Genomic DNA, 21,084 nt, shown 5'->3' with positions numbered 1-21,084 from the left:
CGGAACCTCAATTCCGGCTCAAATGCTGGACCTACTGGCGAGTCACGTAACACACACATGAACAGAGGACCCCCTACCAGCGGGAATGTCTGGGGAAGTAGGTAAACATTCAGTAATGAAATCTGTGCATAGGCCTATGAATACGCCTACTGTGTGGCAACTCTCCGCGCTCCGTCCGCCGGGTTCCCACACCACAGAGAGACTTCGCATGGCATCCCTCAACCAGCTGTCCCCGCCGAGCACCGGCACCTCTCCCGATTCCGGGACACCCACCCATCGGTCGCTCCGCCGCGAGGTCGGCCTGATCGGCCTGCTGTGGGCCTCGGTGGGTTCGATCATCGGCTCCGGCTGGCTGTTCGGCGCCAAGAACGCCGTCATGGTCGCCGGGCCGGCCGCGCTCGTCTCCTGGGGCATCGGCGCCGTCGCGATCGTCCTGCTCGCCCTGGTGCACGCCGAGCTGGGCGGGCTCTTCCCGGTCGCCGGCGGCACGGCCCGCTACCCGCACTACGCCTTCGGCGGTCTGGCGGGCATGTCCTTCGGCTGGTTCTCCTGGCTGCAGGCCGCGACCGTGGCACCGATCGAGGTCGAGGCCATGATCGGGTACGCGGGGCACTGGGAGTTCGCCAAGAGCTTCCTGAACGACAACGGCACCCTCACCACCAGCGGCTTCATCGTCGCCGTCCTGCTCATGGGCGTTTTCGTCGCGGTCAACTTCCTCGGTGTGCGGGTGCTGGCCCACACCAACTCGATCGCCACCTGGCTGAAGATCTTCGTCCCGCTGCTGACGATCTTCGTGCTCGCGCTGACCAACTTCCACGGTTCGAACTTCACCTCGCACGGCTTCGCCCCGTTCGGCATCAAGGGCGTGCTGGCCGCGATCAGCTCCAGCGGCATCATCTTCGCGCTGCTGGGCTTCGAGCAGGCGATCCAGATCTCCGGCGAGAGCCGCAACCCCAAGCGCGACATCCCCCGCGCGGTGCTCGGCTCGGTCGCCATCGGCACCCTGATCTACGTCCTGCTCCAGGTCGTCTTCATCGGCGCGCTGCCGCTCAGCTCCTTCGCCAACGGCTGGGACAAGCTCGACTTCCCCGGCATCGAGGGCCCGTTCGCCGGCCTCGCCACCCTGGTCGGCCTCGGCTGGCTGGCCTGGGTGCTCTACTTCGACGCCATCGTCTCCCCCGGCGGCACCGGCCTGATCTACACCACCTCCACCTCCCGCATCTCCTACGGCCTGAGCAAGAACGGCTACGCGCCGCAGAAGTTCGAGCAGCTGGACAGCCGGGGCGTGCCGTGGTTCGGCCTGATCCTCTCCTTCGTCACCGGCGTCGTCTGCTTCCTGCCCTTCCCGAGCTGGCAGGAGCTGGTCGGCTTCATCACCTCCGCCAGCGTGCTGATGTACGCCGGCGCCCCGCTGGCCTTCGGCGCGCTGCGCCGCCGCCTGCCCACCCGTGAGCGCTCGTACCGGCTGCCGCTCGGCGGCGTGATCTCGCCGCTGGCCTTCGTGGTCGCCAGCCTGATCATCTACTGGGCCGGCTGGCACACCCTGTCCCGCCTGGGCATCGCGATCGTCCTCGGCTACGTGCTGCTCGGCAGCTACGCCGCCTACGCGATCCGCAAGGGCCTGCCGAACGCCCCGCGCCTGGACTGGCGGGCCGCCCAGTGGCTGCCGGTCTACCTGGTGGGCCTCGGCCTGATCTCCTGGCAGGGCGGCTTCGGCGAGGGCCGCGGCAACATCCCGATGTGGTGGGACATGGGCGTGGTCGCCGTCTTCGCCCTCGGCGTCTACTTCTGGGCGATCCGGGTCGCGCTGCCGGCCGAGGCCATCGAGCAGAACATCGAGGACATCGAGGTGGTCGACGCCGGCGGTCACTGACCCCTCGTCGGACACCACGGGGCGGGCCCGCCGGTACACACCGGCGGGCCCGCCCCGCGTTCGCCGTCCGCTCGCGGCTACAGCTTGAGCGCCGTACGCAGCGCCGCCTCCACCGCCGCCTCCGGGTCCGCCACCGCGTCCTCGCTCCGCCAGGCGACGAAGCCGTCCGGGCGGACCAGCACCGCGCCGCCCGGCCGGAGGCCGTGCAGCTCGGCGAAGTCCGCGCCGGGCTCGGGCGCCAGGTCGTCCTCCGCCCCGGTACCGATCCGATAGGTGTCCAGCGGCACGGCCAGCCGGTCGGCCGCCCGGCGGGCGCCCTGGTGCCAGGCCGTGCCCTCGGGGCCGGTCAGCAGCACCATCGCCTGCTCGTACAGGTCGAGGGTGGAGAGCTTGACGCCCGCCCGCAGCAGCCACTGGTGCGGCGCCCGGCTGCCGGGTTCGCCGCCGGACTCGAACGCCTCCGGCACCACCGGCCCGGCCGGGTCCGCCCCGGCGACCGCGCCCACCGGATAGCGGTAGCCGAGCGCCACCGCCAGCACCCCGGCCTGCCGCCCGACCCCGGGCACCACCGCGTACCCGGGGTGGCTGTGCTCGGCGGAGCGCGCCGAGGCCCGCTCGCTGGTCACCTCCGCCACCGGCCGGCGCTCCTGCCCGTACGTCTCCAGCAGCCCCGGTCCGGCCCAGCCGCAGAGCACCGCGGCCAGCTTCCAGGCCAGGTTGTGGGAGTCCTGGATGCCGGTGTTCGAGCCGAACGCGCCGGTCGGCGACATCTCGTGCGCGGAGTCCCCGGCCAGGAAGACCCGCCCGGCGGAGTACCGCGTCGCCACCCGCTCGGCCGCGTGCCAGGGGGCCTTGCCGGTGACCTCCACCTCAAGGTCCGGCACCCCGACGGCGGCCCGGATGTGCCGAACGCACCGCTCGTCGGTGAACGCCTCCAGCGGCTCGCCGTGCTCCGGGTGCCACGGCGCGTGGAAGACCCACTCCTCGTGGTTGTCCACCGGCAGCAGCGCGCCGTCGGCGTCCGGGTTGGTCAGGTAGCAGGCGATGAAGTGCCGGTCGCCCACCACCTCGGCCAGCCGCTTGGCCCGGAAGGTGATGCTGACGTTGTGGAACAGCTCGCCCTTGCCGCTCTGGCCGATGCCCAGCGCCTCCCGGGCCGGGCTGCGCGGGCCGTCCGCCGCGATCAGGTACTGGGCCCGGACGGTGCGCTCCTCGCCGGTCTCCCGGCTGCGCAGCAGCGCCGTCACCCCCTCGTCGTCCTGTTCGAAGGAGACCAGCTCGGTGCCGAAGCGCAGCTCGCCGCCGAGCTCGCGGGCGGCCTTCAGCAGGACCGGCTCCAGGTCGTTCTGGCTGCACAGGCACCAGGAGCTGGGACTGAACCGGGCCAGCCGGCCGCCCGGGTCGATCTCCCGGAACAGCCACTCCTGCTCCTCGCCGGTCAGCGAGGGGGCCTGCAGGATGCCGTGGTTCGCGGCGAGCACCGAGGCGGCCTCGCGGATCGCCGTCTCGATCCCCGCCCCCCGGTAGAGCTCCATCGTGCGGACGTTGTTGCCTCGGCCACGCGGGTGACGCGAGGTGTCGGCGTGCTTCTCGACCAGCAGGTGTCTGACACCCAGTCGGCCCAGGAAGAGTGAGGCCGACAGCCCGACCAGCGAGCCGCCGACGATCAGGACCGGCACCCGGTCGTCAATCTTCGGATTCATCAATTGCTCCAGCCTGTACGGGGGTTCGCGACCCGGCTACGGGGCTCGGCGTCGCCCTCGGCGGGGCCCGCGCGCACGTCGGCCCCGCTCTTCCATCCCCCGCCGCGGGTCCCTTCTGCCGCCTCGTCGCCCGGATGGCCCGCATATCTCGCGCCACTCGTGGGGTCCGCGCACGATCGACCTCAGGCCTGGCCCCCACCCGCCCGGGCCGACCGCCACCGCACCGCCCTCCCCCCGCCGGGGCCCGTCCGGACGGAAGCCGCCCGGCGCACGGCGCGGGCAGCGCCCGAAGCAAGAAAGTGGATCATGACGACTCTGTCCGAACCGCAGGCCGAGCAGCACTCCGAGCAGCACACCCGACTGCGCGTGATGCTGATGCTGGAGATCAAGGACGGCGCCCAGCAGCGCTTCCTCGACGTGTACGAGAAGCTGCGCCACCAGGTGGCCTCGGTCCCCGGCCACGTCAGCGACCAGCTCTGCCAGTCGATCAACGACCCGCGGCAGTGGCTCATCACCAGCGAGTGGAAGGACCAGGAGACCTTCCTGGAGTGGGTGGACAGCCCCGCCCACCGCGAGATGGTCAAGCCGATGCACGGCTGCGTCAGCGACACCTTCCGCTCGCTGCGCTACTCCATCCTCCGGGAGACCTCCGCGGCCGGCGCCACCGGCACCCGCAAGCCGGTGGACGTGCCGCCCGGCCTGCCGCGCACCGCGCCGGCCGGGCACGTCGGCCCGCCGCAGGCCGCGCCCGGCCCGGACGGGGTGGTCCGGCACGCCCTGACCTTCACCGTCAAGCCCGGCAGCGAGCACGAAGTGGCCCGGATCCTCTCCGGCTACGCGTCCCCCAAGGCCGAGGTGGACGAGACCACCCAGCTGCGCCGCACCTCCCTCTTCATGCACGGCAACCGGGTGGTCCGGGCCGTCGAGGTGGTCGGCAACCTGGGCGACGCGCTGCGCCACGTGGCGATGCAGCCCGAGGTCCGCGCGGTCGAGGAGGCCATCAACCCGTACCTGGAGGAGGCCCGCCAGCTCGGCGACCCGCAGGCGGCACGCGCCTTCTTCGCCCGCGCGGCGCTGCCCGCCGAGCACCAGGCGATCGCCGGCTCCCCGGCCTCCGGCCGGCTGCACCGGCACGCCGTGCTCTACCCCGTCAAGCCGGGCAACGGCGCGGCCGTGGCCGCCCTGCTCGCCGAGCACGACAACCTGGCCACCGCCGACCCGACCGGCCCGCTCGCGGCCGCCACCGTCTTCCACCGGGAGGACGTCGTGGTCCGCCTGGTGGACCTGCGGGTCCCGGCCGAGGCCGAGCCGGCCGTCGCCCTGGGCGTGGCCGGCGAGCGCGAGGCCACCGTCCTCGGCCGGCTGCTGGACCTCGGCGCCGAGGGCGACCTGCGCACCGTCGCCGGCCTGAGCGCCCTCCTCGCCGCCCGCGCCATGAGCCCGGTCACCGACCGCAGCTCGCAGCTCACCTGACCGTCCATCGGCCCTGCGCCGGCTCCGACTCCCGAAGGAAGAAACCATGTCCACGCAGTACCCACGGATCGTGCACGTCGACGAGGCGCCGGAGAACCGCCGGCGCGGCGGCGACCTGCGCGCCATGCTCACCCCGACCACCTGCGGCGCCACCAGCGGCTTCATGGGCCTGGCCATCGTGCAGCCCGGCGAGCGGATCGGCGAGCACTACCACCCGTACTCCGAGGAGTTCGTCTTCGTGGTCGCCGGCGAACTGGAGGTGGACCTGGACGGGGTGACCCACTCGCTCCGGCCCGACCAGGGCCTGATGATCCCGATCGACATGCGCCACCGCTTCCGCAACGTCGGCGACACCGAGGCCCGGATGGTCTTCCACCTCGGCCCGCTCGCCCCCCGCCCGGAGCTCGGCCACGTCGACACCGAGGAGACCGAGGGAGCGGTGACCTCCGGTCCGCCGGAACACGCCAAGGTGGCTTCGTGACCCGGCGGGTCGCCGTCACGGGGATCGGTGTGGTCGCGCCCGGCGGCGTGGGCGTACCGGCCTTCTGGCAACTGCTCACCTCCGGCCGGACGGCGACCAGGGGCATCACGCTCTTCGATCCCACCGGATTCCGCTCCCGGATCGCCGCCGAGTGCGACTTCGACCCGGCGGCGCACGGGTTGAGCCCGGAGGACGTCCAACGGGCCGACCGCTACGTGCAGTTCGCCATGGTGGCGGCGGACGAGGCGATCGCCGACTCGGGCCTGGACCTGGCCGCGGAGGACCCGTGGCGGATCGGCGTCTCGCTCGGCACCGCCGTCGGCGGCACCACCCGGCTGGAGCACGACTACGCCCTGGTCAGCGCCGGCGGCGCGCGCTGGGACGTGGACCACCGACGGGCCGAGCCGCAGCTGCACCGCGCCTTCGCACCCAGCACGCTGGCCTCCGCGGTCGCCGAGCGCACCGGTGCGCACGGCCCGGTGCAGACCGTCTCCACCGGGTGCACCTCCGGACTGGACGCGATCGGCTACGCCTTCCAGGCGGTCGAGGAGGGGCGCGCCGACATCTGCGTCACCGGCGCCTCCGACTCGCCGATCTCACCGATCACCGTCGCCTGCTTCGACGCCATCAAGGCCACCAGCGAACGCAACGACGACCCGGAGCACGCCTCCCGCCCCTTCGACGCCCACCGCGACGGCTTCGTGCTCGGCGAGGGCGGCGCCGTCCTGGTGCTGGAGGAGCTGGAGCACGCCCGGCGGCGCGGGGCCCGGATCTACGGCGAGATCGGCGGCTTCGCGACCTTCGGCAACGCCTACCACATGACCGGCCTCACCCAGGAGGGGCTGGAGATGTCCCGGGCGATCGACGAGTCGCTCGCCCACGCCCGGGTGGACCGCACCGACGTCGACTACGTCAACGCGCACGGCTCGGGCACCAAACAGAACGACCGGCACGAGACGGCGGCCGTCAAGCGCTCGCTCGGTGAGCACGCGTACGGGACGCCGATGAGCTCGATCAAGTCGATGGTCGGGCACTCGCTCGGCGCGATCGGCGCGATCGAGGTGGTCGCCTGCACCCTCGCACTGGCCCACGGCGTGGTACCGCCGACCGCCAACTACGAGACTCCGGACCCGGAGTGCGACCTCGACTACGTGCCGCGCACCGCGCGCGAGCTGCCCCTCCGGCACATCCTGTCGGTCGGCAGCGGATTCGGCGGATTCCAGTCCGCCGTCGTGCTCAACAGAACGGGGTGAGATCCATGACGTCACGTCAGCAGGGCCGCCGGGCGGTGGTCACCGGCCTCGGCGTGGTCGCGCCGAACGGTGTGGGGGCCGACGCCTTCTGGAAGGCCACCAGGCAGGGCGTGAGCGTCCTCGACCGGATATCCCGCGAGGGCTGCGCGGACTTTCCGCTGCGCGTCGCCGGCCAGGTACGGGACTTCGACCCGCAGTCCGTGATCGACAGCCGCTACCTGGTGCAGACCGACCGCTTCACGCACTACGCGATGGCCGCCGCCGACCTGGCGGTGGCGGACGCCGGGTTCGTTCCCGACCCCGACCAGCCGTTCGGGGTGGGCGTGGTGACCGCGGCCGGCTCCGGCGGCGGCGAGTTCGGCCAGCGCGAACTGCAGCAACTCTGGGGCCAGGGGCCACAGTTCGTCGGCCCCTACCAGTCCATCGCGTGGTTCTACGCGGCCAGCACCGGCCAGGTCTCGATCCGGGGCGGCTACAAGGGCCCGTGCGGGGTGGTCGCCAGCGACGAGGCCGGCGGCCTGGACGCCCTCGCGCACGCCGCCCGGGCCATCGAGCGCGGCACCGACGCGGTGGTGGCCGGCGCGGCCGAGGCCCCGCTGGCGCCGTACTCGATGGTCTGCCAGCTCGGCTACCCCGAGCTCAGCCTCGACGACCGGCCGGACCGGGCCTACCTGCCGTTCTCCGCCGCCGCCAACGGCTTCGCCCCCGCCGAGGGCGGCGCGATGCTGCTGCTGGAGGACGAGGAGACGGCCCGCCGGCGCGGCGCGACCGTCCGGGCGTACCTGGCCGGGCACGGCGCCACGTTCACCGGCGCCTCCCGCTGGGAGGAGTCCCGCGAGGGGCTGGCCAACGCCGTCCGGATCGCGCTCGACCAGGCCCGGATCGCCCCGGAGGAGGTCGACGTGGTCTTCGCCGACGCCCTCGGTGTCCCGGCCGCCGACCGCGCCGAGGCGCTGGCCCTGGCCGACGCCCTGGGCCCGTACGCCGAGCGGGTGCCGGTGACCGCCCCGAAGGCGGGCACCGGCCGGGCGTACTGCGGCGCGCCCCTGCTGGACACCGCCGCCGCGGTGCTCGCCATGGAGGACGGCGTGGTGCCGCCCACCCCCAACGTCACCGAGGTCTGCCACGACCTCGCCCTGGTGACCGGCCGCGCCCGCCCGGCCGAGCTGCGCACCGCGCTGGTGCTCAGCCGCGGGCTGATGGGCTCCAACTCCGCGCTGGTGCTCCGGCGCGGGGACCGGGCCTGACCGAACCACTGCTCTGGCAACGAACTGAAGGGAACATCCCGTGAGCAACACCCTCAGCCATCCCGAACTGGCCGCGCTGATCCAGGCGCGGGCCGGCGTGGTGATCGACCCGCTCGACCTGGAGCGCCCGGGCGCCAGCTTCGACGACTTCGGCGTGGACTCCCTCGGTCTGCTCGGCGTGGTCGGCGAGCTGGAGAACCGACACGGCGTGAAGGTCACCAACGGAGCGGAGTCGGCGAAGACGCCGGCCGAGTTCCTCGACCTGGTGAACTCCTCGTTCGCCACGAAGGCCGGTGCCTGAGATGCCCGGACACACGGACAACGAGATCGTCATCGCCGCCCCGCTCGACCTGGTCTGGGAAGTCACCAACGACCTGGAGAACTGGCCACAGCTGTTCAGCGAGTACGCCTCGGTCGAGGTGCTGCAGCGCGACGGCGACAGCGTGCGGTTCCGGCTGACCATGCACCCGGACGAGAACGGCCAGGTGTGGAGCTGGGTCTCCGAGCGCACCACCGACCGGGCCTCGCTCGCGGTGCGCGCCCGCCGGGTCGAGCCCGGGCCGTTCGAGTTCATGGACATCCGCTGGGAGTACGCGGAGGTCCCGGCCGGCACCAGGATGCGCTGGGTGCAGGACTTCGCGATGAAGCCCACCGCGCCGGTCGACGACGACGGCATGGTGAACCACATCAACCGCAACTCGCGGGTCCAGATGCAGCTGATCCGCGAGAAGGTCGAGAAGCAGGCGGGGGAGGTCTGAACCGGATGCACCGCGCACTGATCGTCGCCCGGATGAAGCCGGACGCCGCCGGCGGCATCGCCGAGGTGTTCGCCGAGTCCGACCGGGGCGAACTCCCGCACCTGATCGGCGTCACGGGGCGCAGCCTCTTCCAGTTCGGCGACGTCTACCTGCACCTGATCGAGGCGGACCGCCCGCCGGGCCCGGCCGTCGCCCGGGTCGTCGAGCACCCGGAGTTCCGGGACGTCAGCGACCGGCTCACCGCCTACGTCCAGGCCTACGACCCGGCCACCTGGCGGGGGCCCAAGGACGCCATGGCGCACGAGTTCTACCGGTGGGAGCGCGGCGGCGCGAGCTGACACCGCGTACCACCGGCCCGGCGGGCCGCCCCCGGCGCAGGTCGGGGAGCGGCCCGCCGGGCCGTGCGCGTCCGGCGTCAGGGGCACTGCCTCCAGGCGAGGTGGTAGACGGTGTTGATGCTGCCGTCGGTGGAGTCCATGGTCATGAAGCTGGTGGTCCTGGTCGGGTCCGAGGTGCCGGCGTTGACCCGGAGTTCGGTGTTGATGTTGAAGTTGCGCAGCTCCCCGCAGGGCGCCCAGACCAGCGCCGTCACGGCGACGCTGTCGGTCGCCTGCCAGCTGTCGTCGATGGCCCCGGTGAACTTGTGGCTGAGCGACGTGGTCTGGGGCGAGCCCTGGAAGTAGTAGTTCGCCTTCTGCACGGCGGACGCCCCCGGCTCCAGGTGCGCGTAGCCCCGGTAGTCGGCGGCGGCGATCGCGTAGGTGAAGCCCTGCGGGACGTGGACGTTCAGGTTGAGCTGACAGTTCTTCCGGAAGTCGGTGGGCTTCGACCCGACGCCCACCTGCGCGATGTAGTCGCTGTAGGTGACGGTGAAGGCCGTGTTGTCCGGGGAGACGGCGATGGCGGCGGTACCCGCCGGGCAGCCGGACCCGTTGACGGTGGCCACGTCGATGACGATCTTGTCCGGCGGCGGCGTGCTCCAGCCGGTCGCGGCGGCCTCGCCGCCGACGCCGGTGAGCGAGGAGCCGAGCAGCGCTGCCACCGCCGCACCGCCGGCGGCCATCATGCGTACAGTCACGGGCATTTCCTTCCGTCGGCCCACCGGTCACGGGCCGCACCCCCACGTGCGTGCCACCCGGCAGGCTTGTCGGGTACATGTCACCACCGATGGGGGTGCCGGGGCCAGGGGCGCGGACCGGCGCATCGCCGAGCGCCGGGGCGGACGATCCGGCGCCGGGCGGTACGCCGGTCGGCTGGCGCGGCGCGCGCCGCACCGCACGGCTCACCAGGGCGATCACCCCGTGCGCATACGGTGTGCCGCACAACGGAGGTGACCCCATGACCACGAGCCGACGCGACATCAACTCCCTCAGCCCGGCCGAGCTGGACGACTACGTCCACGCCCTCGGGATCCTGCGCGCACGGTCCGCCGCGAATCCGGACGACGAGACCGGGTACGACTTCCAGGCCGCCCTGCACAACGACATGCTCGTGGGCCCGTGCGAGCACGGCAACGACCTGTTCCTGCCGTGGCACCGCTCGCACCTGTACCACTTCGAGAAGCTCCTGCAGGAGTCCGACCCCCCGCGCACGGCGAACGTCACGCTGCCCTACTGGGACTGGCTGCACCCGGAGACGACGGGGAAGTTCCCGGCCGCGTTCTCGCTGCCCGGGCTCGTCGAGGACCGCAACACCGTGGCCACGGCACTTCCGCCCGACACCCTGGACATCGTGACCACCGAGACCGACCAGGGCGAGTTCGGCGGCTTCCCGGCGGCCCACCCGGGAGGCGACTTCGGGCGACTGGAGTCCGGCCCGCACAACTTCATGCACGGCAACTACATCGGCGGCCTGATGGCGGACCCGTCCACCGCGTCGATGGACCCGATCTACTACAGCTTCCACGCCTTCATCGACCTGCTCTGGGCCGAGTGGCAGCGCCGCAACGGATCCCCCGCCCCCACCTCGCCCGACCACGACCTGCGCGGCTTCCTCTCCCAGGAGAAGCACAAGGTGGCGGACTTCGCCGACACCGTGGCGCTGGGCTACCGGTACGAACTCACCGACCGGCTCAAGGCCGACTTCGACGTGCCGGCCCCGCAGCCGGTCGTCCGCCGGCTGCTGGCGGCGCAGCCGCTGAGCCTGGTGTCCGCGCCGAGCCTCACGGCCTCGCTGCGGGCCGACTCCCGGGCCGAGTTCAGCCTCGCCGCCCCGCCGGCCGAGGCGCGGAAGGTGATGGTCCGGCTCGACGACCTGAAGGTCCCGGTCGCCGGCAGCTACGTGCTGCGCGCCTACGTCCACCCCGCCGACGTCGCGTTCCGGGCCGACGACCCGGACTTCGCCGACCACTACGGCGTCGGCTACGTCACGATGTGGAAGTCGCACCGGACGGCCCCCGACGACCGCCCCGCAGGCGGCCGGCCGCACCCCCACCACCCGACCGAGTGCAACGCGCGCTTCGACGTCACGGCCGTCCTCGCGGCGGCCCCGGCCCCCGAGGACCTCGTGCTGACGCTCCAGTACCTCCCCTCCCCCGACCCCTACGGCCGGCCCCAGGAGGCTCCCGGCCTGCTCCAGGAGGTCGCCCTGAAGGACGTCCTGATGGAGGTGTACGGCTGAGATGCGTACTCCGGTCTTCGAACTCCACATCCAGCCCATGTTCCGGGCGACCGACCAGGAGCACATGACCTTCGCGGTCGACCTCTGGGACTTCGACTCCGTGGTCGCGAACGCGGACGACATCCTCTCCCGGATCGACGGCGCCGGGATGCCTCCGGACTCCGAGGGCGGCCCGTGGCCGCAGGAGTGGATCGCGCTCTTCCGCCGCTGGCACGAGAGCGGGCACAAGCGCCTCCAGCTCGGCACCGCGGCCTTCGCGTTCAGCCAGACGTCCTCCGCCACGACCGTCACCGCGACCGGCACCTTCCCGGCCGCCGGATTCACCGGCTGGCTCCAGCTGGAGAGCCAGACGGACAGCGCGAAGACGTACGTCCTCTACTACGAGGCCCCGGACGCGCCCGCGCCCGGTACGCCCGCCGCGTTCACCCTGAAGGAGCGCTACCGGGCCACCGACACCCGGTCCGTCTTCGTCCGCGACAGCGGGGGCGTGCAGCAGCTGCACTGAGCCGGGCCGCCGGCTCGGGCCCGGCGCCCCCGCCCTGGGCCCGCCGTTCGACGTGACCGGGGCGTGGGCGGGGGCGGGGGCGGTGGCTGCCGGCCCCGGCCGGCGGCGGCCGCAGCGCGTCCGGGGCCCGGATACCGAATCACCCGGATCACCGGGGCACTCGGGTGAACCCGCCCAGGAGTCCACTCGAAGGGCGCACCGCCACACCGGCCACCGCCGCCCTCCGGTGGCAACGGCCGCCGCGGTGGATGACGGTGGTTCAGGCGCACTCCGCGAGTCCCCTTGCCCGACGACGTGTCGGCAGTCGCGGCCCGCGCCGGAAGGACCCACCCCATGCGTTCTGCACGCACGCTGCTCGCCGGAGCGGCCGTCGCCGCCGCCCTGACCGTTGCCGCCCCCGCCGCGTACGCGGACGGCACCGCCGACAAGAACCTCACCTGGCAGGAGAAGCAGGACAAGGCTGCCACCCCCGACGGTCAGAAGACCTGGGACGACAAGCAGGACAAGGCCGCCCCGTCCGTGCCCTCCGCGCCGGCCGCGCCCTCCGCGCCCTCCGGCGAGGAGCACAAGGCCGAGGAGAAGACTCCGCACGGTGGCGTGCACACCGGTGGCGGCGGCCTCGCCCTGTCCGGTGGCGGCCTCGCCTCCGGCGCCGTCCTGCTGCTCGGCGGCCTGGGCGCCGGCGCCATCGCGCTGCGGCGCGGTCGCCGGACCAGCGGCGCCGCGATCTGACCGGGCTCTCTCCGTAGCCTGCCCGCCGTGGCCACCGTCCTCAGTGGTGGCCACGGCGGGGGCACGTGCGGCGGCGCCCCGGCCCCCCTCTTCGGGGCGGGCGGCGCCGTGCCCGGCGGCCGCAGGCGCCGCCCGTGGACAGCGAACACCGCCCGGTGGTGACGACCGGCATGACCTAGGAGTGGAACGATGGCCGGTCCGGCCACTGGAACGTCCCGGTTGCTGCGCGTGGGTATGGGCGCCGCGGCCGCCGGTCTGCTGATGATCTACAACTCGGTGGACCTGGCGCCCGCGTCCGATCCCGGACCCGGCCAGGCCGCTCCCCCGGCCGCCACCGCGAGCGCGTCCCCGGGTGGCGCGGCCTCGCCCGCGGCCGCCGCCAAGCCGGCGGCCCCCGTGCTGAAGCGCTCCAAGCCGACCCGGCTGCGGATTCCGCAGATCGCCGTCGACGCGCCCTTCACCGAGCTGACGCTGAACCCGACCGGTGAGCTCAACGCACCGCCGCCGGAGGACAAGAACCTGGTCGGCTGGTACCGCGACGGCGTTTCGCCCGGTGAACGCGGCGCCGCCGTGGTGGCCGGACACGTCGACACCGCCAAGGGCGCCGCGGTCTTCCTGCTGCTCAGCCTGGTCGTCCCCGGCAACAAGGTCGAGGTGCAGCGGGCCGACGGCACGGTCGCCGTCTTCGTGGTGGACTCGGTGGAGACCTTCGCGAAGAACGCCTTCCCCGACCAGAAGGTGTACGGGAAGACCACCGACTCCCAGCTGCGGCTGATCACCTGCGGCGGCGTGTACGACAAGAAGCGCAAGGACTACCTGGACAACGTGGTGGTCTTCGCGCACCTGGAGTCCTCGCGCAAGGCGTGAGCCCGGACACCGAGCGACCGCCGGTCCCCACTGCGGGGTCGGCGGTCGCTCGGTGCGGTGCGGCGGTCAGCCGCGCACGGTGGCCTCGAAGGCGTGCAGGTACGGGTTGACCGGGCGGACGTCGGCCACGTCCAGTCCGGCCTCCTCCATCAGCCGCACCAGGCTCTCCTTGGAGTGCTTCGCGCCGCCGACGTTGAGCAGCAGCATCAGGTCCATCGCGGTGGTGAAGCGCATCGACGGGCTGTCGTCGACCAGGTTCTCGACCACGACGACGCGCGCGCCCGGACGGGCCGCCAGGACCACGTTGGCGAGGGTGCGACGGGTGCTCTCGTCGTCCCACTCCAGGATGTTCTTGATGATGTAGAGGTCGGCGTGGACCGGGATGTCGACCCGGCAGTCACCGGGGACCAGCCGGGCCCGGGCCGCGAAGGCGCCGCCGTCGCGGAGCCGGGGGTCGGCGCCGGCGACCACCTTGGGCAGGTCCAGCAGGGTGCCGTGCAGGGCCGGGTGCTTCTCCAGCAGGCTGGCCAGCACATGGCCCTGGCCACCGCCGATGTCGACCACCGAGTCGATCCCGGTGAGGTCGAGGTACTCGGCGAAGTCGACCGCGGACTGCCGGCTGGAGGTGGTCATCGCCTTGTCGAAGACCTTGGCCGAGTCCCCGCCCTCGCTGTGCAGGTAGTCGAAGAACTCCTTGCCGAACAGCTCGGGGAAGACGTTGCGGCCGGAGCGGACGGCCTCGTCCAGCTTCGGCCAGGCCTCCCACGTCCACGGCTCGGTGCACCAGAGGGAGATGTAGCGCAGGCTGTTCGGGGCGTCCTCGCGCAGCAGGCGGGACATCTCGGTGTGCTCGAAGCGGTCGTCGCCCGTCTCGTGGAAGATGCCGTAGCAGGTGAGGGCCCGCATCAGCCGGCGCAGCGGCTTGGGCTCGGTGTCGAGCGCGGCCGCGAGGTCGGTGACGGTGGTCGGGGTGTCGCCGAGCGCGTCGGCGACCCCGAGCCTGGCGGCCGCGCGGACGGCGGCGGCGCAGGCGGCGCCGAAGACGAGCTCCCGCAGGCGCATCGCGGCCTGCGGGGTGGTGGCGGGTGCGGTGGTCATGTGCCGTCTTTCTGCAGGTGGGAGGTGGGAGGTGGGCTGGGGTACGGCGGAGCCGGGGCTTCGCCGGGTGGCCGGGGTGCCCCGCGGCCGCGGGTGGGGGCCTGTGGCTCAGCAGTGGCCGGCCGGCTCGGAGACCGCGCACTGGTTGCGCGCGAAGGAGTTGGAGGTACCGGTGTCGCGGTCGGCGAGGTCGGCCGGACCGTTGCCGACCACGTGGTTGCCGGTGACGGTGTTCCGGGCGTTGGCCACGCCGACCACGCTGCGGAAGAGCACGATGCCGCCGGACATCGGCGAGGCGCCCACGTTGTCGGTGACCTCGTTGTCGGCCACCGTGGTGTCCTCGGCGCCGGTGAGCAGGATGCCGGTGCCCTGGATGGCGTCGAGGCGGGGGTTGGGCGGGCAGTAGCTGTTGTTGGCCACGACCCGGTTGTGGCTGACGCTCAGCGCCCCGGCCCGGGGGACCCCTTCGTCGCCGACGATGAAGACACCGCCGCAGTTGCCGTGGATCTCGTTCGCCTCGACGCTGAGGTCGCGCAGCCGGCGGACGGTGACGCCGATCCGGTTGTCGGTGAGCAGGTTGCCGCTGACCACGGTGCCGTCGGTGGTGAGGGCCCCGCCCTCGCTGTCCACCGCGTTGGCGAGGAAGACGCCGGACTGGCCGTTGCGGGTCGACTCGTTGCCGGTGATCACGGCACGGGTGGACTTCTCCTGGCTGATGCCCTGCTGGCCGTTGTCGTGGACGTAGGCGGCGCGGACGGTCATGCGGTCGGTGCCGGAGGCATTGATGCCGTTCTTGCGGAAGCCGGTGACGGCGAGGGCCTCGATCGTCACGTCGGTGAGCGGGCCGGCGTCGGCCCCGACCACGCAGAGGCCGTGGCCGGCGGTGGCGCAGGCGTTGCCGTCGGCGGCGTCACCGGGGGCGACCACGCTGTCCGGGCCGGCTCCGCGCAGGGTGAGGCCCGGGGTGGTGATCCGGACGCTGCCCCGGTAGGTGCCGGGGAGCAGCTGGACGGTGTCGCCGGGGCCGGCCTCGTCGACGGCCTGCTGAATCGATTCGCCCGGCTGGACGAGGTGCACCGTCCCGGCGGCGTGCGCCGGAGGTGCGGCGCCGAGCGCGGTCAGGGCGGTGGTGAGTGCGGTCGTGGCGGCGGCGGTGGCCGCGGCGAGGTGGTGGACCCGTCGCGTGGGCATGAGTGGTGACCTGCTTTCTTGCGCGCTCGCGGGGACGCCGGCGCGGTGACACGGAGTGTGCGGGGGATGACGGCCGGTGGGTGTCGGCCGAATCGACGCTATGGGCGCGCGAGGGGGCCCGCCACCAGGGCTGGGCTGCGGGACTGACGGGGCGTCGGCCAGGAGGGCGGGCCCGTCGGCGTGGCGCGGGGCGGCGGGGGTGGGTGGGGGCGGGGCGGGGGGACGACGGATCGGGGCCGTGGGCGGGGAGACTCGGGGTGGGGCGGCGATGGGGTGGGGCGGCGGTGGGGCGGGGCGGGCACGGTGGCGGCAGCGGGAGCCGGGCAGCACGTCGGCGCGCCCGGTTGCGAGAGGTGAGGTGCGGTCGGGCACGTCGTCGGGCGGGTACGCCGGGGTGTGCGGTACGCCGGGGTGGCGCCCGGCCGGCCCGGCCGGCGTCGGGCCGGCCGGGCGAGCCGGCGTCGGCCGTAGCGGGGAGCGGGATCGGGGCCACCGGGGCGTACCGGGGCCTGTCGTGCGCCCGGCCGTGGCCGGTCGCCGGGGCGAGCCCGTCCGGACCGCACCCGTCCGGGCGCCGGGCCCGCCGGCCCGCGTGGCATGCTCGGGGTCATGAACACCGCCGTCGCCGCGCCGCCCGCCGCGGCCGTACCCGCCGCCTCCGCCCGCAATCCGATCGGCGCCCACGTGCCGGTGGCCGCCCGCGGACTGGCCGGGACGGGCCTCGCGTACGCGCGCCGGGTCGGCGCCGAGACGGTGCAGGTGTTCGTGGCGAACCCGCGCGGCTGGGCCACTCCCCCGGGCAACCCCGCCCAGGACGCGGAGTTCCGCACCGCCTGTGCCGAGCAGGGCATCCCGGCGTACGTGCACGCGCCGTACCTGATCAACTTCGGCTCGGACAACGCGGCGACCCGCGAACGCTCGGCCGACTCGCTACGGCACTCCCTGCTGCGCGGCCACGCGATCGGCGCCGCGGGCGTGGTGCTGCACACCGGTTCGGCGGTCGGGACCGCCCCGGGCGGCGGCTCCCGGCGGGCCGAGGCGATGGCCCAGGTCCGCGCGGACGTCCGGCCGCTGCTGGACGAGCTGGACGCGCTCGGCGAGGACGCGCCCTGGCTGCTGCTGGAACCGACGGCCGGTCAGGGCAGCTCGCTCTGCTCCCGGATGGAGGACCTGGCGGCGTACCTGGACGCGCTGGACGGCCACCCGAGGGTCGGGGTCTGCCTGGACACCTGCCACGCCTTCGCGGCCGGTCACGACCTGGCGGCGCCGGGCGGCACCGGCGCGGCGCTGGACACCCTGGTCGCGGCCGCCGGGCCGGGCCGGCTGCGCCTGATCCACGCCAACGACTCGGAGGACGCCGTCGGCGCGCGCAAGGACCGGCACGCCAACATCGGGGCCGGGCTGATCGGGGCGGAGCCGTTCCGCGAGCTCTTCGAGCACCCCGCGACAGCCGGTGTCCCGCTTCTGGTGGAGACCCCGGACCGCAAGCACGGCGGCGACGGCACCGGGCACGCGAGGGACATCGCGGTCCTGAAGGAGCTGCGCGCGCGGGCCGCCGTACCGGCGTAGCCACCGGGCTCCGGCGCCGCGGGCGGCTCGCGGACCACGCCCGGCGGGCCGCCCCCGCCCGGTTCGGTACGGGCCGCCCCCCGACCGGTTCAGCCCGGGCTGCCGGGTAGCGGGGGCGGTGGGAGGCTGGGACGACTGACGCCCGAGGCCCCTGGGAGTTTCCGATGAGCCCGACCCGGAAGCTGGCCACCCTGCCGTGCGGCCGCCGCAGCAAGTGGGTGGTCCTGGCGCTGTGGCTGGTGCTGCTGGTGGTGGCCGGGCCACTGGCCGGCAAACTCACCGACGCCGAGGACAACCAGGCGTCCAGCTGGCTGCCGGGCAACGCGGAGTCCACCCACGTCCTGAACGAACAGCGGGCCTTCCAACCGGTCGACACCGCGCAGGCCGTGGTGGTCTACCAGCGGGACGGCGGGATCACCCCCGCCGACCGGGTCGAGGCCGCCCGCGACGCGACGGCCTTCGCGAGCGCCCCGCACGTCCTGGGGCCGGTGGTCGGACCGGTGGTCTCCGCCGACGGCCAGGCGATGCAGACGATCGTGCCGGTCGACATCGGCACCGGCGGCTGGCAGGACCTGCGTCCGGCGGTGGACAGCATGCGCGCGACCGCCGCCGACCACAGCATGGGCATGGCCACCCACGTCACCGGCCCGGCCGGGGTCGGCGCCGACCAGGCCGAGGCGTTCGCGGGCATCGACGGAACCCTGCTGGCCGCCACCATCAGCGTGGTGATCATCCTGCTGCTGCTCACCTACCGCAGCCCGGTGCTCTGGGCGCTGCCGCTGATCTCCGCGGCGGGCGCGCTCGTCGTCTCCCAGGCCGTGATCTACCTCCTCGCCGAGCACTCCGGACTGACCGTCAACGCGCAGAGCGCCGGCATCCTCGTCGTGCTGGTGCTGGGCGCCGGCACGGACTACGCGCTGCTGCTCACCGCCCGCTACCGGGAGGAGCTGCGCCGGCACGAGGACCGGCACGAGGCGATGGCGTTCGCGCTGCACCGGGCCGGGCCGGCGATCCTGGCCTCCTCGGCCACCGTGGTCGCCTCGATGCTCTGCCTGCTGGTCGCCGAGATGAACTCCACCAGGGGCCTCGGCCCGGTCTGCGCGATCGGCGTGCTGGTCGCCCTGGCCGCGATGCTGACGCTGCTGCCGGCGCTGCTGGTGGTCGTCGGCCGCTGGGTGTTCTGGCCGGTCAAGCCCGCGTACGGGACGCCGGAGCCGACCAGGACCGGCCGGTGGGCCCATGTCGGCGGCTGGATCAACCGCCGTCCGCGCAAGGTGTGGATCGGCACCGCGCTGGCCCTCGGGGCCTGCTGCATCGGGCTGGTCTCGCTGAACGCCACCGGTCTGAGCACGGCCGGCTCGTTCACCGGGACGCCGGACTCGGTGGTCGGCCAACAGGTGCTGGAGCAGCACTTCCCCGGCGGCACCGGCGCCCCGCTGACCGTGATCAGCGCGGCGGGCGAGGCCGGTACCGTCCGCGCGGTGGCGCAGGAGACCCCCGGGATCGCCGGGACGTCGCCCCCGACCACCCACGAGGGGCAGGCACTGTTCCAGGCCACGCTCGCCGACCCGCCGGACAGCCAGGCCGCCAAGGACACCGTGGACCGGGTGCGGGCCGCCGTCCACGCGGTGCCGAACGCCGACGCCAAGGTGGGCGGCAGCACGGCGGTGATCCTGGACGCCGGACGGGCCGCGGCCAACGACAACCGGACGATCATCCCGCTGGTGCTCGGCGTGGTGCTGGTGATCCTGGCGGTGCTGCTGCGGGCCGTCACCGCACCGCTGGTGCTGATCGCGACCGTGGTGCTCTCCTACGCGGCGGCGCTCGGGATCAGCGCGTTCTTCTTCGAGCACGTCTTCCACTTCGAGGGCCAGGACAACGCGTTCCCGCTGTTCGTCTTCGTCTTCCTGGTCGCGCTCGGCATCGACTACAACATCTTCCTGATGACCCGGGTGCGGGAGGAATCCGCCCAACTCGGCACCCGGCAGGGGGCGGTGGCCGGACTGGCCGCGACCGGTGGGGTGATCACCTCCGCCGGGCTGATCCTGGCCAGCACCTTCGCGGTGCTCGGGACGCTGCCGGTGGTGGGGTTCGCCGAGATCGGCTTCGCGGTGGCACTCGGAGTGCTGCTGGACACCCTGGTGGTGCGCTCGGTGCTGGTCACCGCGCTGACCATGGACCTGGACCGGCACATGTGGTGGCCGAACAAGTTGTCCAGGCAAGTCCACGATCCGGAAAGCCAGTTGAGCAGACATCTTTGAGTTACCGATGAGTTCACAAACTGCTTGTCGAACGTCTTGCCGGACGTGGCCGGGAGCGCGTTGACTGCGCGCATGCCAACTCCCACCACCCTCCGGCGCGCCTCGCGACTCGCCGCCGCCGGTGCCGTCGCCGCCGCCCTGCTCGCCCCCTGCACCGCCGCCCAGGCGGTGACCGAGCCGACCGCGAGCGCCGCCACCCCGTCGGTCGCGCCGCTCGACGTACTGACGTACAACGTCTTCCTGATGAGCAAGAACCTGTACCCCAACTGGGGCCAGGACTACCGGGCCAAGGCGATCGCCGCCGCCGACGTCTTCCAGGGCCACGACGTGGTCGTGCTCCAGGAGGCCTTCGACAACAGCGCCTCCGACCAGCTCACCGCACAGGCCACCGCCGCGTACCCGTACCACACCCCCGTGGTCGGCCGCTCGACCTCCGGCTGGGACGCCACCAGCGGCAGCTACACCTCCACCACCCCGGAGGACGGCGGGGTGACGCTGCTCAGCAAGTGGCCGATCCTGCGCAAGGAGCAGTACGTCTTCAAGGACGCCTGCGGCAGCGACTGGTGGTCGAACAAGGGCTTCGTCTACGCGGTGCTGGACGTCAACGGCCGGCGCACGCACGTCATCGGCACGCACCTGCAGTCCACCGACACCGGCTGCTCGGCCGGGCAGCCGGTGTCGGTCCGGGCGGCGCAGCTCAAGGCCATGAAGGCGTTCATCGACGGCAAGAACATCCCGGCCGCCGAGCCGGTGCTGATCGCGGGCGACCTCAACATCGACTCGCACGGCAGCGAGTACCCGTCGCTGCTGACCAACGCGAACGTGGCGCCCGCCGACACCCGCGACGGCTGGGCCAACTCCTTCGACACGGTCGACAACTCGATCGCCGCCTACCGCTACCCCGGTGAGCCCAAGGAGGACCTGGACTACGTCCTCTACCGGGCCGACCACGCCCGGCCCGCGCGCTACACCAACACGGTGGTCCGCTTCCACAGCTCGCCGTGGACGGTGAGCAGTTGGGGTACGAGCTACACCTACAACGACCTCTCCGACCACTACCCGCTGACGGCTCGGTAGCCCGGCCTGCCGCCTGCCCGGCCGGTGCCCGCGGCGTGAACCGCGGGCACCGGCGGGGCGGTTGGGCCCGGGGGGCCGCTCCGGCGGTTGGGACCGGGAGGGGCCGCTCGTCCGGCGGGGCCGGAACGGGACCTCCTGGCCGGTCGTTCCGGAACGCGGCCCGACCGGTCAGCCGGTGTCGGTGAACCGCCGGTACGCGGGGGCGAGCAGCGCCTCCAGCGGGCGGCCGCGCACGGTGATCCCGGAGGCGACCAACCCGTCGACGGCCGGGGCCGCTTCGGGGCCTGCGTCGGCGGGCGCGATAGGCGGCGGGACCCTGCCCTGCCAGAAGGTGTCGAGCGACTCCGTCAACGGGCGGTCATCCGGTACTGGCATGG

At 73.3% G+C, this 21,084-nt stretch carries 20 protein-coding genes; 15 read left to right on the top strand and 5 right to left on the bottom strand.

Annotated features, from left to right (window positions below):
- Positions 1-208: 208 nt before the first annotated feature.
- Positions 209-1,873, top strand: coding sequence for an APC family permease (locus ACIF6L_RS29480; protein WP_352294313.1), 1,665 nt, complete (start codon positions 209-211; stop codon positions 1,871-1,873).
- Between the two features lie 77 nt (positions 1,874-1,950).
- Here ACIF6L_RS29480 and ACIF6L_RS29475 read toward each other — a convergent pair whose 3' ends face one another.
- The gene (locus ACIF6L_RS29475; protein ID WP_359806179.1) at positions 1,951-3,576 is read right to left on the bottom strand and encodes an FAD-dependent monooxygenase; all 1,626 of its coding nucleotides are present in this window, start codon (positions 3,574-3,576) and stop codon (positions 1,951-1,953) included.
- Between the two features lie 306 nt (positions 3,577-3,882).
- On the opposite strand from ACIF6L_RS29475, the gene ACIF6L_RS29470 reads away from it, so the two are divergent.
- The 7 genes from ACIF6L_RS29470 to ACIF6L_RS29440 are packed head-to-tail and all read left to right on the top strand — an operon-like array spanning position 3,883 to position 9,126.
- Entirely contained in the window at positions 3,883-5,049 is a 1,167-nt protein-coding gene (locus ACIF6L_RS29470; protein WP_329490979.1) for a SchA/CurD-like domain-containing protein, read from the top strand.
- 46 nt (positions 5,050-5,095) lie between these two features.
- Positions 5,096-5,530: a cupin domain-containing protein gene (locus tag ACIF6L_RS29465; RefSeq protein WP_329490978.1), complete on the top strand. Its 435-nt coding sequence runs from the start codon at positions 5,096-5,098 to the stop codon at positions 5,528-5,530.
- Positions 5,527-6,783: a beta-ketoacyl-[acyl-carrier-protein] synthase family protein gene (locus ACIF6L_RS29460; protein WP_396490528.1), complete on the top strand. Its 1,257-nt coding sequence runs from the start codon at positions 5,527-5,529 to the stop codon at positions 6,781-6,783. The genes ACIF6L_RS29465 and ACIF6L_RS29460 overlap by 4 nt, the downstream gene beginning before the upstream one ends.
- Before the next feature lie 5 nt (positions 6,784-6,788).
- Positions 6,789-8,030 carry a beta-ketoacyl synthase N-terminal-like domain-containing protein gene (locus ACIF6L_RS29455; protein WP_329490976.1) on the top strand — a complete coding sequence of 414 codons (1,242 nt, stop codon included), beginning with the start codon at positions 6,789-6,791 and terminating at the stop codon, positions 8,028-8,030.
- A 40-nt stretch (positions 8,031-8,070) separates the two neighbouring features.
- Positions 8,071-8,331 (top strand): acyl carrier protein, encoded by a 261-nt coding sequence (locus ACIF6L_RS29450; protein ID WP_329490975.1) that lies wholly within the window; start codon positions 8,071-8,073, stop codon positions 8,329-8,331.
- Between the two features lies 1 nt (position 8,332).
- Positions 8,333-8,788 (top strand): SRPBCC family protein, encoded by a 456-nt coding sequence (locus tag ACIF6L_RS29445; RefSeq protein ID WP_329490974.1) that lies wholly within the window; start codon positions 8,333-8,335, stop codon positions 8,786-8,788.
- 5 nt (positions 8,789-8,793) lie between these two features.
- Positions 8,794-9,126 carry a TcmI family type II polyketide cyclase gene (locus ACIF6L_RS29440; protein WP_352297475.1) on the top strand — a complete coding sequence of 111 codons (333 nt, stop codon included), beginning with the start codon at positions 8,794-8,796 and terminating at the stop codon, positions 9,124-9,126.
- Between the two features lie 77 nt (positions 9,127-9,203).
- On the opposite strand, the gene ACIF6L_RS29435 is transcribed toward ACIF6L_RS29440, so the two are convergent.
- Positions 9,204-9,872, bottom strand: a complete 669-nt coding sequence (locus tag ACIF6L_RS29435; RefSeq protein ID WP_359806188.1) for a DUF4360 domain-containing protein — start codon at positions 9,870-9,872, stop codon at positions 9,204-9,206.
- A gap of 254 nt (positions 9,873-10,126) precedes the next feature.
- Between ACIF6L_RS29435 and ACIF6L_RS29430 the strand changes: the two genes are divergently transcribed.
- The 4 genes from ACIF6L_RS29430 to ACIF6L_RS29415 all read left to right on the top strand — a co-directional run bounded on the left by ACIF6L_RS29430 (position 10,127) and on the right by ACIF6L_RS29415 (position 13,511).
- Entirely contained in the window at positions 10,127-11,407 is a 1,281-nt protein-coding gene (locus ACIF6L_RS29430; RefSeq protein ID WP_396490525.1) for a tyrosinase family protein, read from the top strand.
- Between the two features lies 1 nt (position 11,408).
- Positions 11,409-11,912 (top strand): hypothetical protein, encoded by a 504-nt coding sequence (locus ACIF6L_RS29425; protein WP_359836030.1) that lies wholly within the window; start codon positions 11,409-11,411, stop codon positions 11,910-11,912.
- 333 nt (positions 11,913-12,245) lie between these two features.
- Positions 12,246-12,644, top strand: a complete 399-nt coding sequence (locus ACIF6L_RS29420) for a hypothetical protein (protein WP_352297482.1) — start codon at positions 12,246-12,248, stop codon at positions 12,642-12,644.
- Between the two features lie 189 nt (positions 12,645-12,833).
- Positions 12,834-13,511 carry a class F sortase gene (locus tag ACIF6L_RS29415; RefSeq protein WP_329490968.1) on the top strand — a complete coding sequence of 226 codons (678 nt, stop codon included), beginning with the start codon at positions 12,834-12,836 and terminating at the stop codon, positions 13,509-13,511.
- Between the two features lie 66 nt (positions 13,512-13,577).
- Here ACIF6L_RS29415 and ACIF6L_RS29410 read toward each other — a convergent pair whose 3' ends face one another.
- Entirely contained in the window at positions 13,578-14,609 is a 1,032-nt protein-coding gene (locus ACIF6L_RS29410; RefSeq protein WP_329490967.1) for a methyltransferase, read from the bottom strand.
- Positions 14,610-14,717: 108 nt separating this feature from the next.
- Positions 14,718-15,800: a right-handed parallel beta-helix repeat-containing protein gene (locus ACIF6L_RS29405; RefSeq protein ID WP_329490966.1), complete on the bottom strand. Its 1,083-nt coding sequence runs from the start codon at positions 15,798-15,800 to the stop codon at positions 14,718-14,720.
- Positions 15,801-16,409: 609 nt separating this feature from the next.
- On the opposite strand from ACIF6L_RS29405, the gene ACIF6L_RS29400 reads away from it, so the two are divergent.
- From ACIF6L_RS29400 to sph, 3 genes are all read left to right on the top strand, one after another.
- Complete coding sequence (locus tag ACIF6L_RS29400) at positions 16,410-17,369, top strand: deoxyribonuclease IV (protein WP_396490522.1); 960 nt, start codon at positions 16,410-16,412, stop codon at positions 17,367-17,369.
- Positions 17,370-17,533: 164 nt separating this feature from the next.
- On the top strand, positions 17,534-19,630 hold the full coding sequence (locus tag ACIF6L_RS29395) for an MMPL family transporter (protein ID WP_396490520.1): 2,097 nt from the start codon (positions 17,534-17,536) through the stop codon (positions 19,628-19,630).
- 72 nt (positions 19,631-19,702) lie between these two features.
- Positions 19,703-20,707, top strand: coding sequence for a sphingomyelin phosphodiesterase (sph, locus tag ACIF6L_RS29390; protein ID WP_396490518.1), 1,005 nt, complete (start codon positions 19,703-19,705; stop codon positions 20,705-20,707).
- A gap of 168 nt (positions 20,708-20,875) precedes the next feature.
- On the opposite strand, the gene ACIF6L_RS29385 is transcribed toward sph, so the two are convergent.
- Positions 20,876-21,082: a hypothetical protein gene (locus ACIF6L_RS29385; protein ID WP_359806202.1), complete on the bottom strand. Its 207-nt coding sequence runs from the start codon at positions 21,080-21,082 to the stop codon at positions 20,876-20,878.
- Positions 21,083-21,084 lie beyond the last annotated feature (2 nt).

It is taken from the genome of Kitasatospora sp. NPDC086009, assembly GCF_044540385.1.
GTDB lineage: Bacteria > Actinomycetota > Actinomycetes > Streptomycetales > Streptomycetaceae > Kitasatospora.
Note: the sequence above shows the minus strand (reverse complement) of the source record. Positions and strands in the feature narration are given on the sequence as shown.

What these genes read in the sequence shown, in the direction of transcription:
- ACIF6L_RS29480 (WP_352294313.1), top strand. Translation starts at nt 209, where the DNA reads ATGGCATCCCTCAACCAGCTGTCCCCGCCGAGCACCGGCACCTCTCCC.
- ACIF6L_RS29475 (WP_359806179.1), bottom strand. Translation starts at nt 3,576, where the DNA reads ATGAATCCGAAGATTGACGACCGGGTGCCGGTCCTGATCGTCGGCGGC.
- ACIF6L_RS29470 (WP_329490979.1), top strand. Translation starts at nt 3,883, where the DNA reads ATGACGACTCTGTCCGAACCGCAGGCCGAGCAGCACTCCGAGCAGCAC.
- ACIF6L_RS29465 (WP_329490978.1), top strand. Translation starts at nt 5,096, where the DNA reads ATGTCCACGCAGTACCCACGGATCGTGCACGTCGACGAGGCGCCGGAG.
- ACIF6L_RS29455 (WP_329490976.1), top strand. Translation starts at nt 6,789, where the DNA reads ATGACGTCACGTCAGCAGGGCCGCCGGGCGGTGGTCACCGGCCTCGGC.
- ACIF6L_RS29445 (WP_329490974.1), top strand. Translation starts at nt 8,333, where the DNA reads ATGCCCGGACACACGGACAACGAGATCGTCATCGCCGCCCCGCTCGAC.
- ACIF6L_RS29440 (WP_352297475.1), top strand. Translation starts at nt 8,794, where the DNA reads ATGCACCGCGCACTGATCGTCGCCCGGATGAAGCCGGACGCCGCCGGC.
- ACIF6L_RS29435 (WP_359806188.1), bottom strand. Translation starts at nt 9,872, where the DNA reads ATGCCCGTGACTGTACGCATGATGGCCGCCGGCGGTGCGGCGGTGGCA.
- ACIF6L_RS29430 (WP_396490525.1), top strand. Translation starts at nt 10,127, where the DNA reads ATGACCACGAGCCGACGCGACATCAACTCCCTCAGCCCGGCCGAGCTG.
- ACIF6L_RS29425 (WP_359836030.1), top strand. Translation starts at nt 11,409, where the DNA reads ATGCGTACTCCGGTCTTCGAACTCCACATCCAGCCCATGTTCCGGGCG.
- ACIF6L_RS29420 (WP_352297482.1), top strand. Translation starts at nt 12,246, where the DNA reads ATGCGTTCTGCACGCACGCTGCTCGCCGGAGCGGCCGTCGCCGCCGCC.
- ACIF6L_RS29415 (WP_329490968.1), top strand. Translation starts at nt 12,834, where the DNA reads ATGGCCGGTCCGGCCACTGGAACGTCCCGGTTGCTGCGCGTGGGTATG.
- ACIF6L_RS29410 (WP_329490967.1), bottom strand. Translation starts at nt 14,609, where the DNA reads ATGACCACCGCACCCGCCACCACCCCGCAGGCCGCGATGCGCCTGCGG.
- ACIF6L_RS29405 (WP_329490966.1), bottom strand. Translation starts at nt 15,800, where the DNA reads ATGCCCACGCGACGGGTCCACCACCTCGCCGCGGCCACCGCCGCCGCC.
- ACIF6L_RS29400 (WP_396490522.1), top strand. Translation starts at nt 16,410, where the DNA reads ATGAACACCGCCGTCGCCGCGCCGCCCGCCGCGGCCGTACCCGCCGCC.
- ACIF6L_RS29395 (WP_396490520.1), top strand. Translation starts at nt 17,534, where the DNA reads ATGAGCCCGACCCGGAAGCTGGCCACCCTGCCGTGCGGCCGCCGCAGC.
- sph (WP_396490518.1), top strand. Translation starts at nt 19,703, where the DNA reads ATGCCAACTCCCACCACCCTCCGGCGCGCCTCGCGACTCGCCGCCGCC.
- ACIF6L_RS29385 (WP_359806202.1), bottom strand. Translation starts at nt 21,082, where the DNA reads ATGCCAGTACCGGATGACCGCCCGTTGACGGAGTCGCTCGACACCTTC.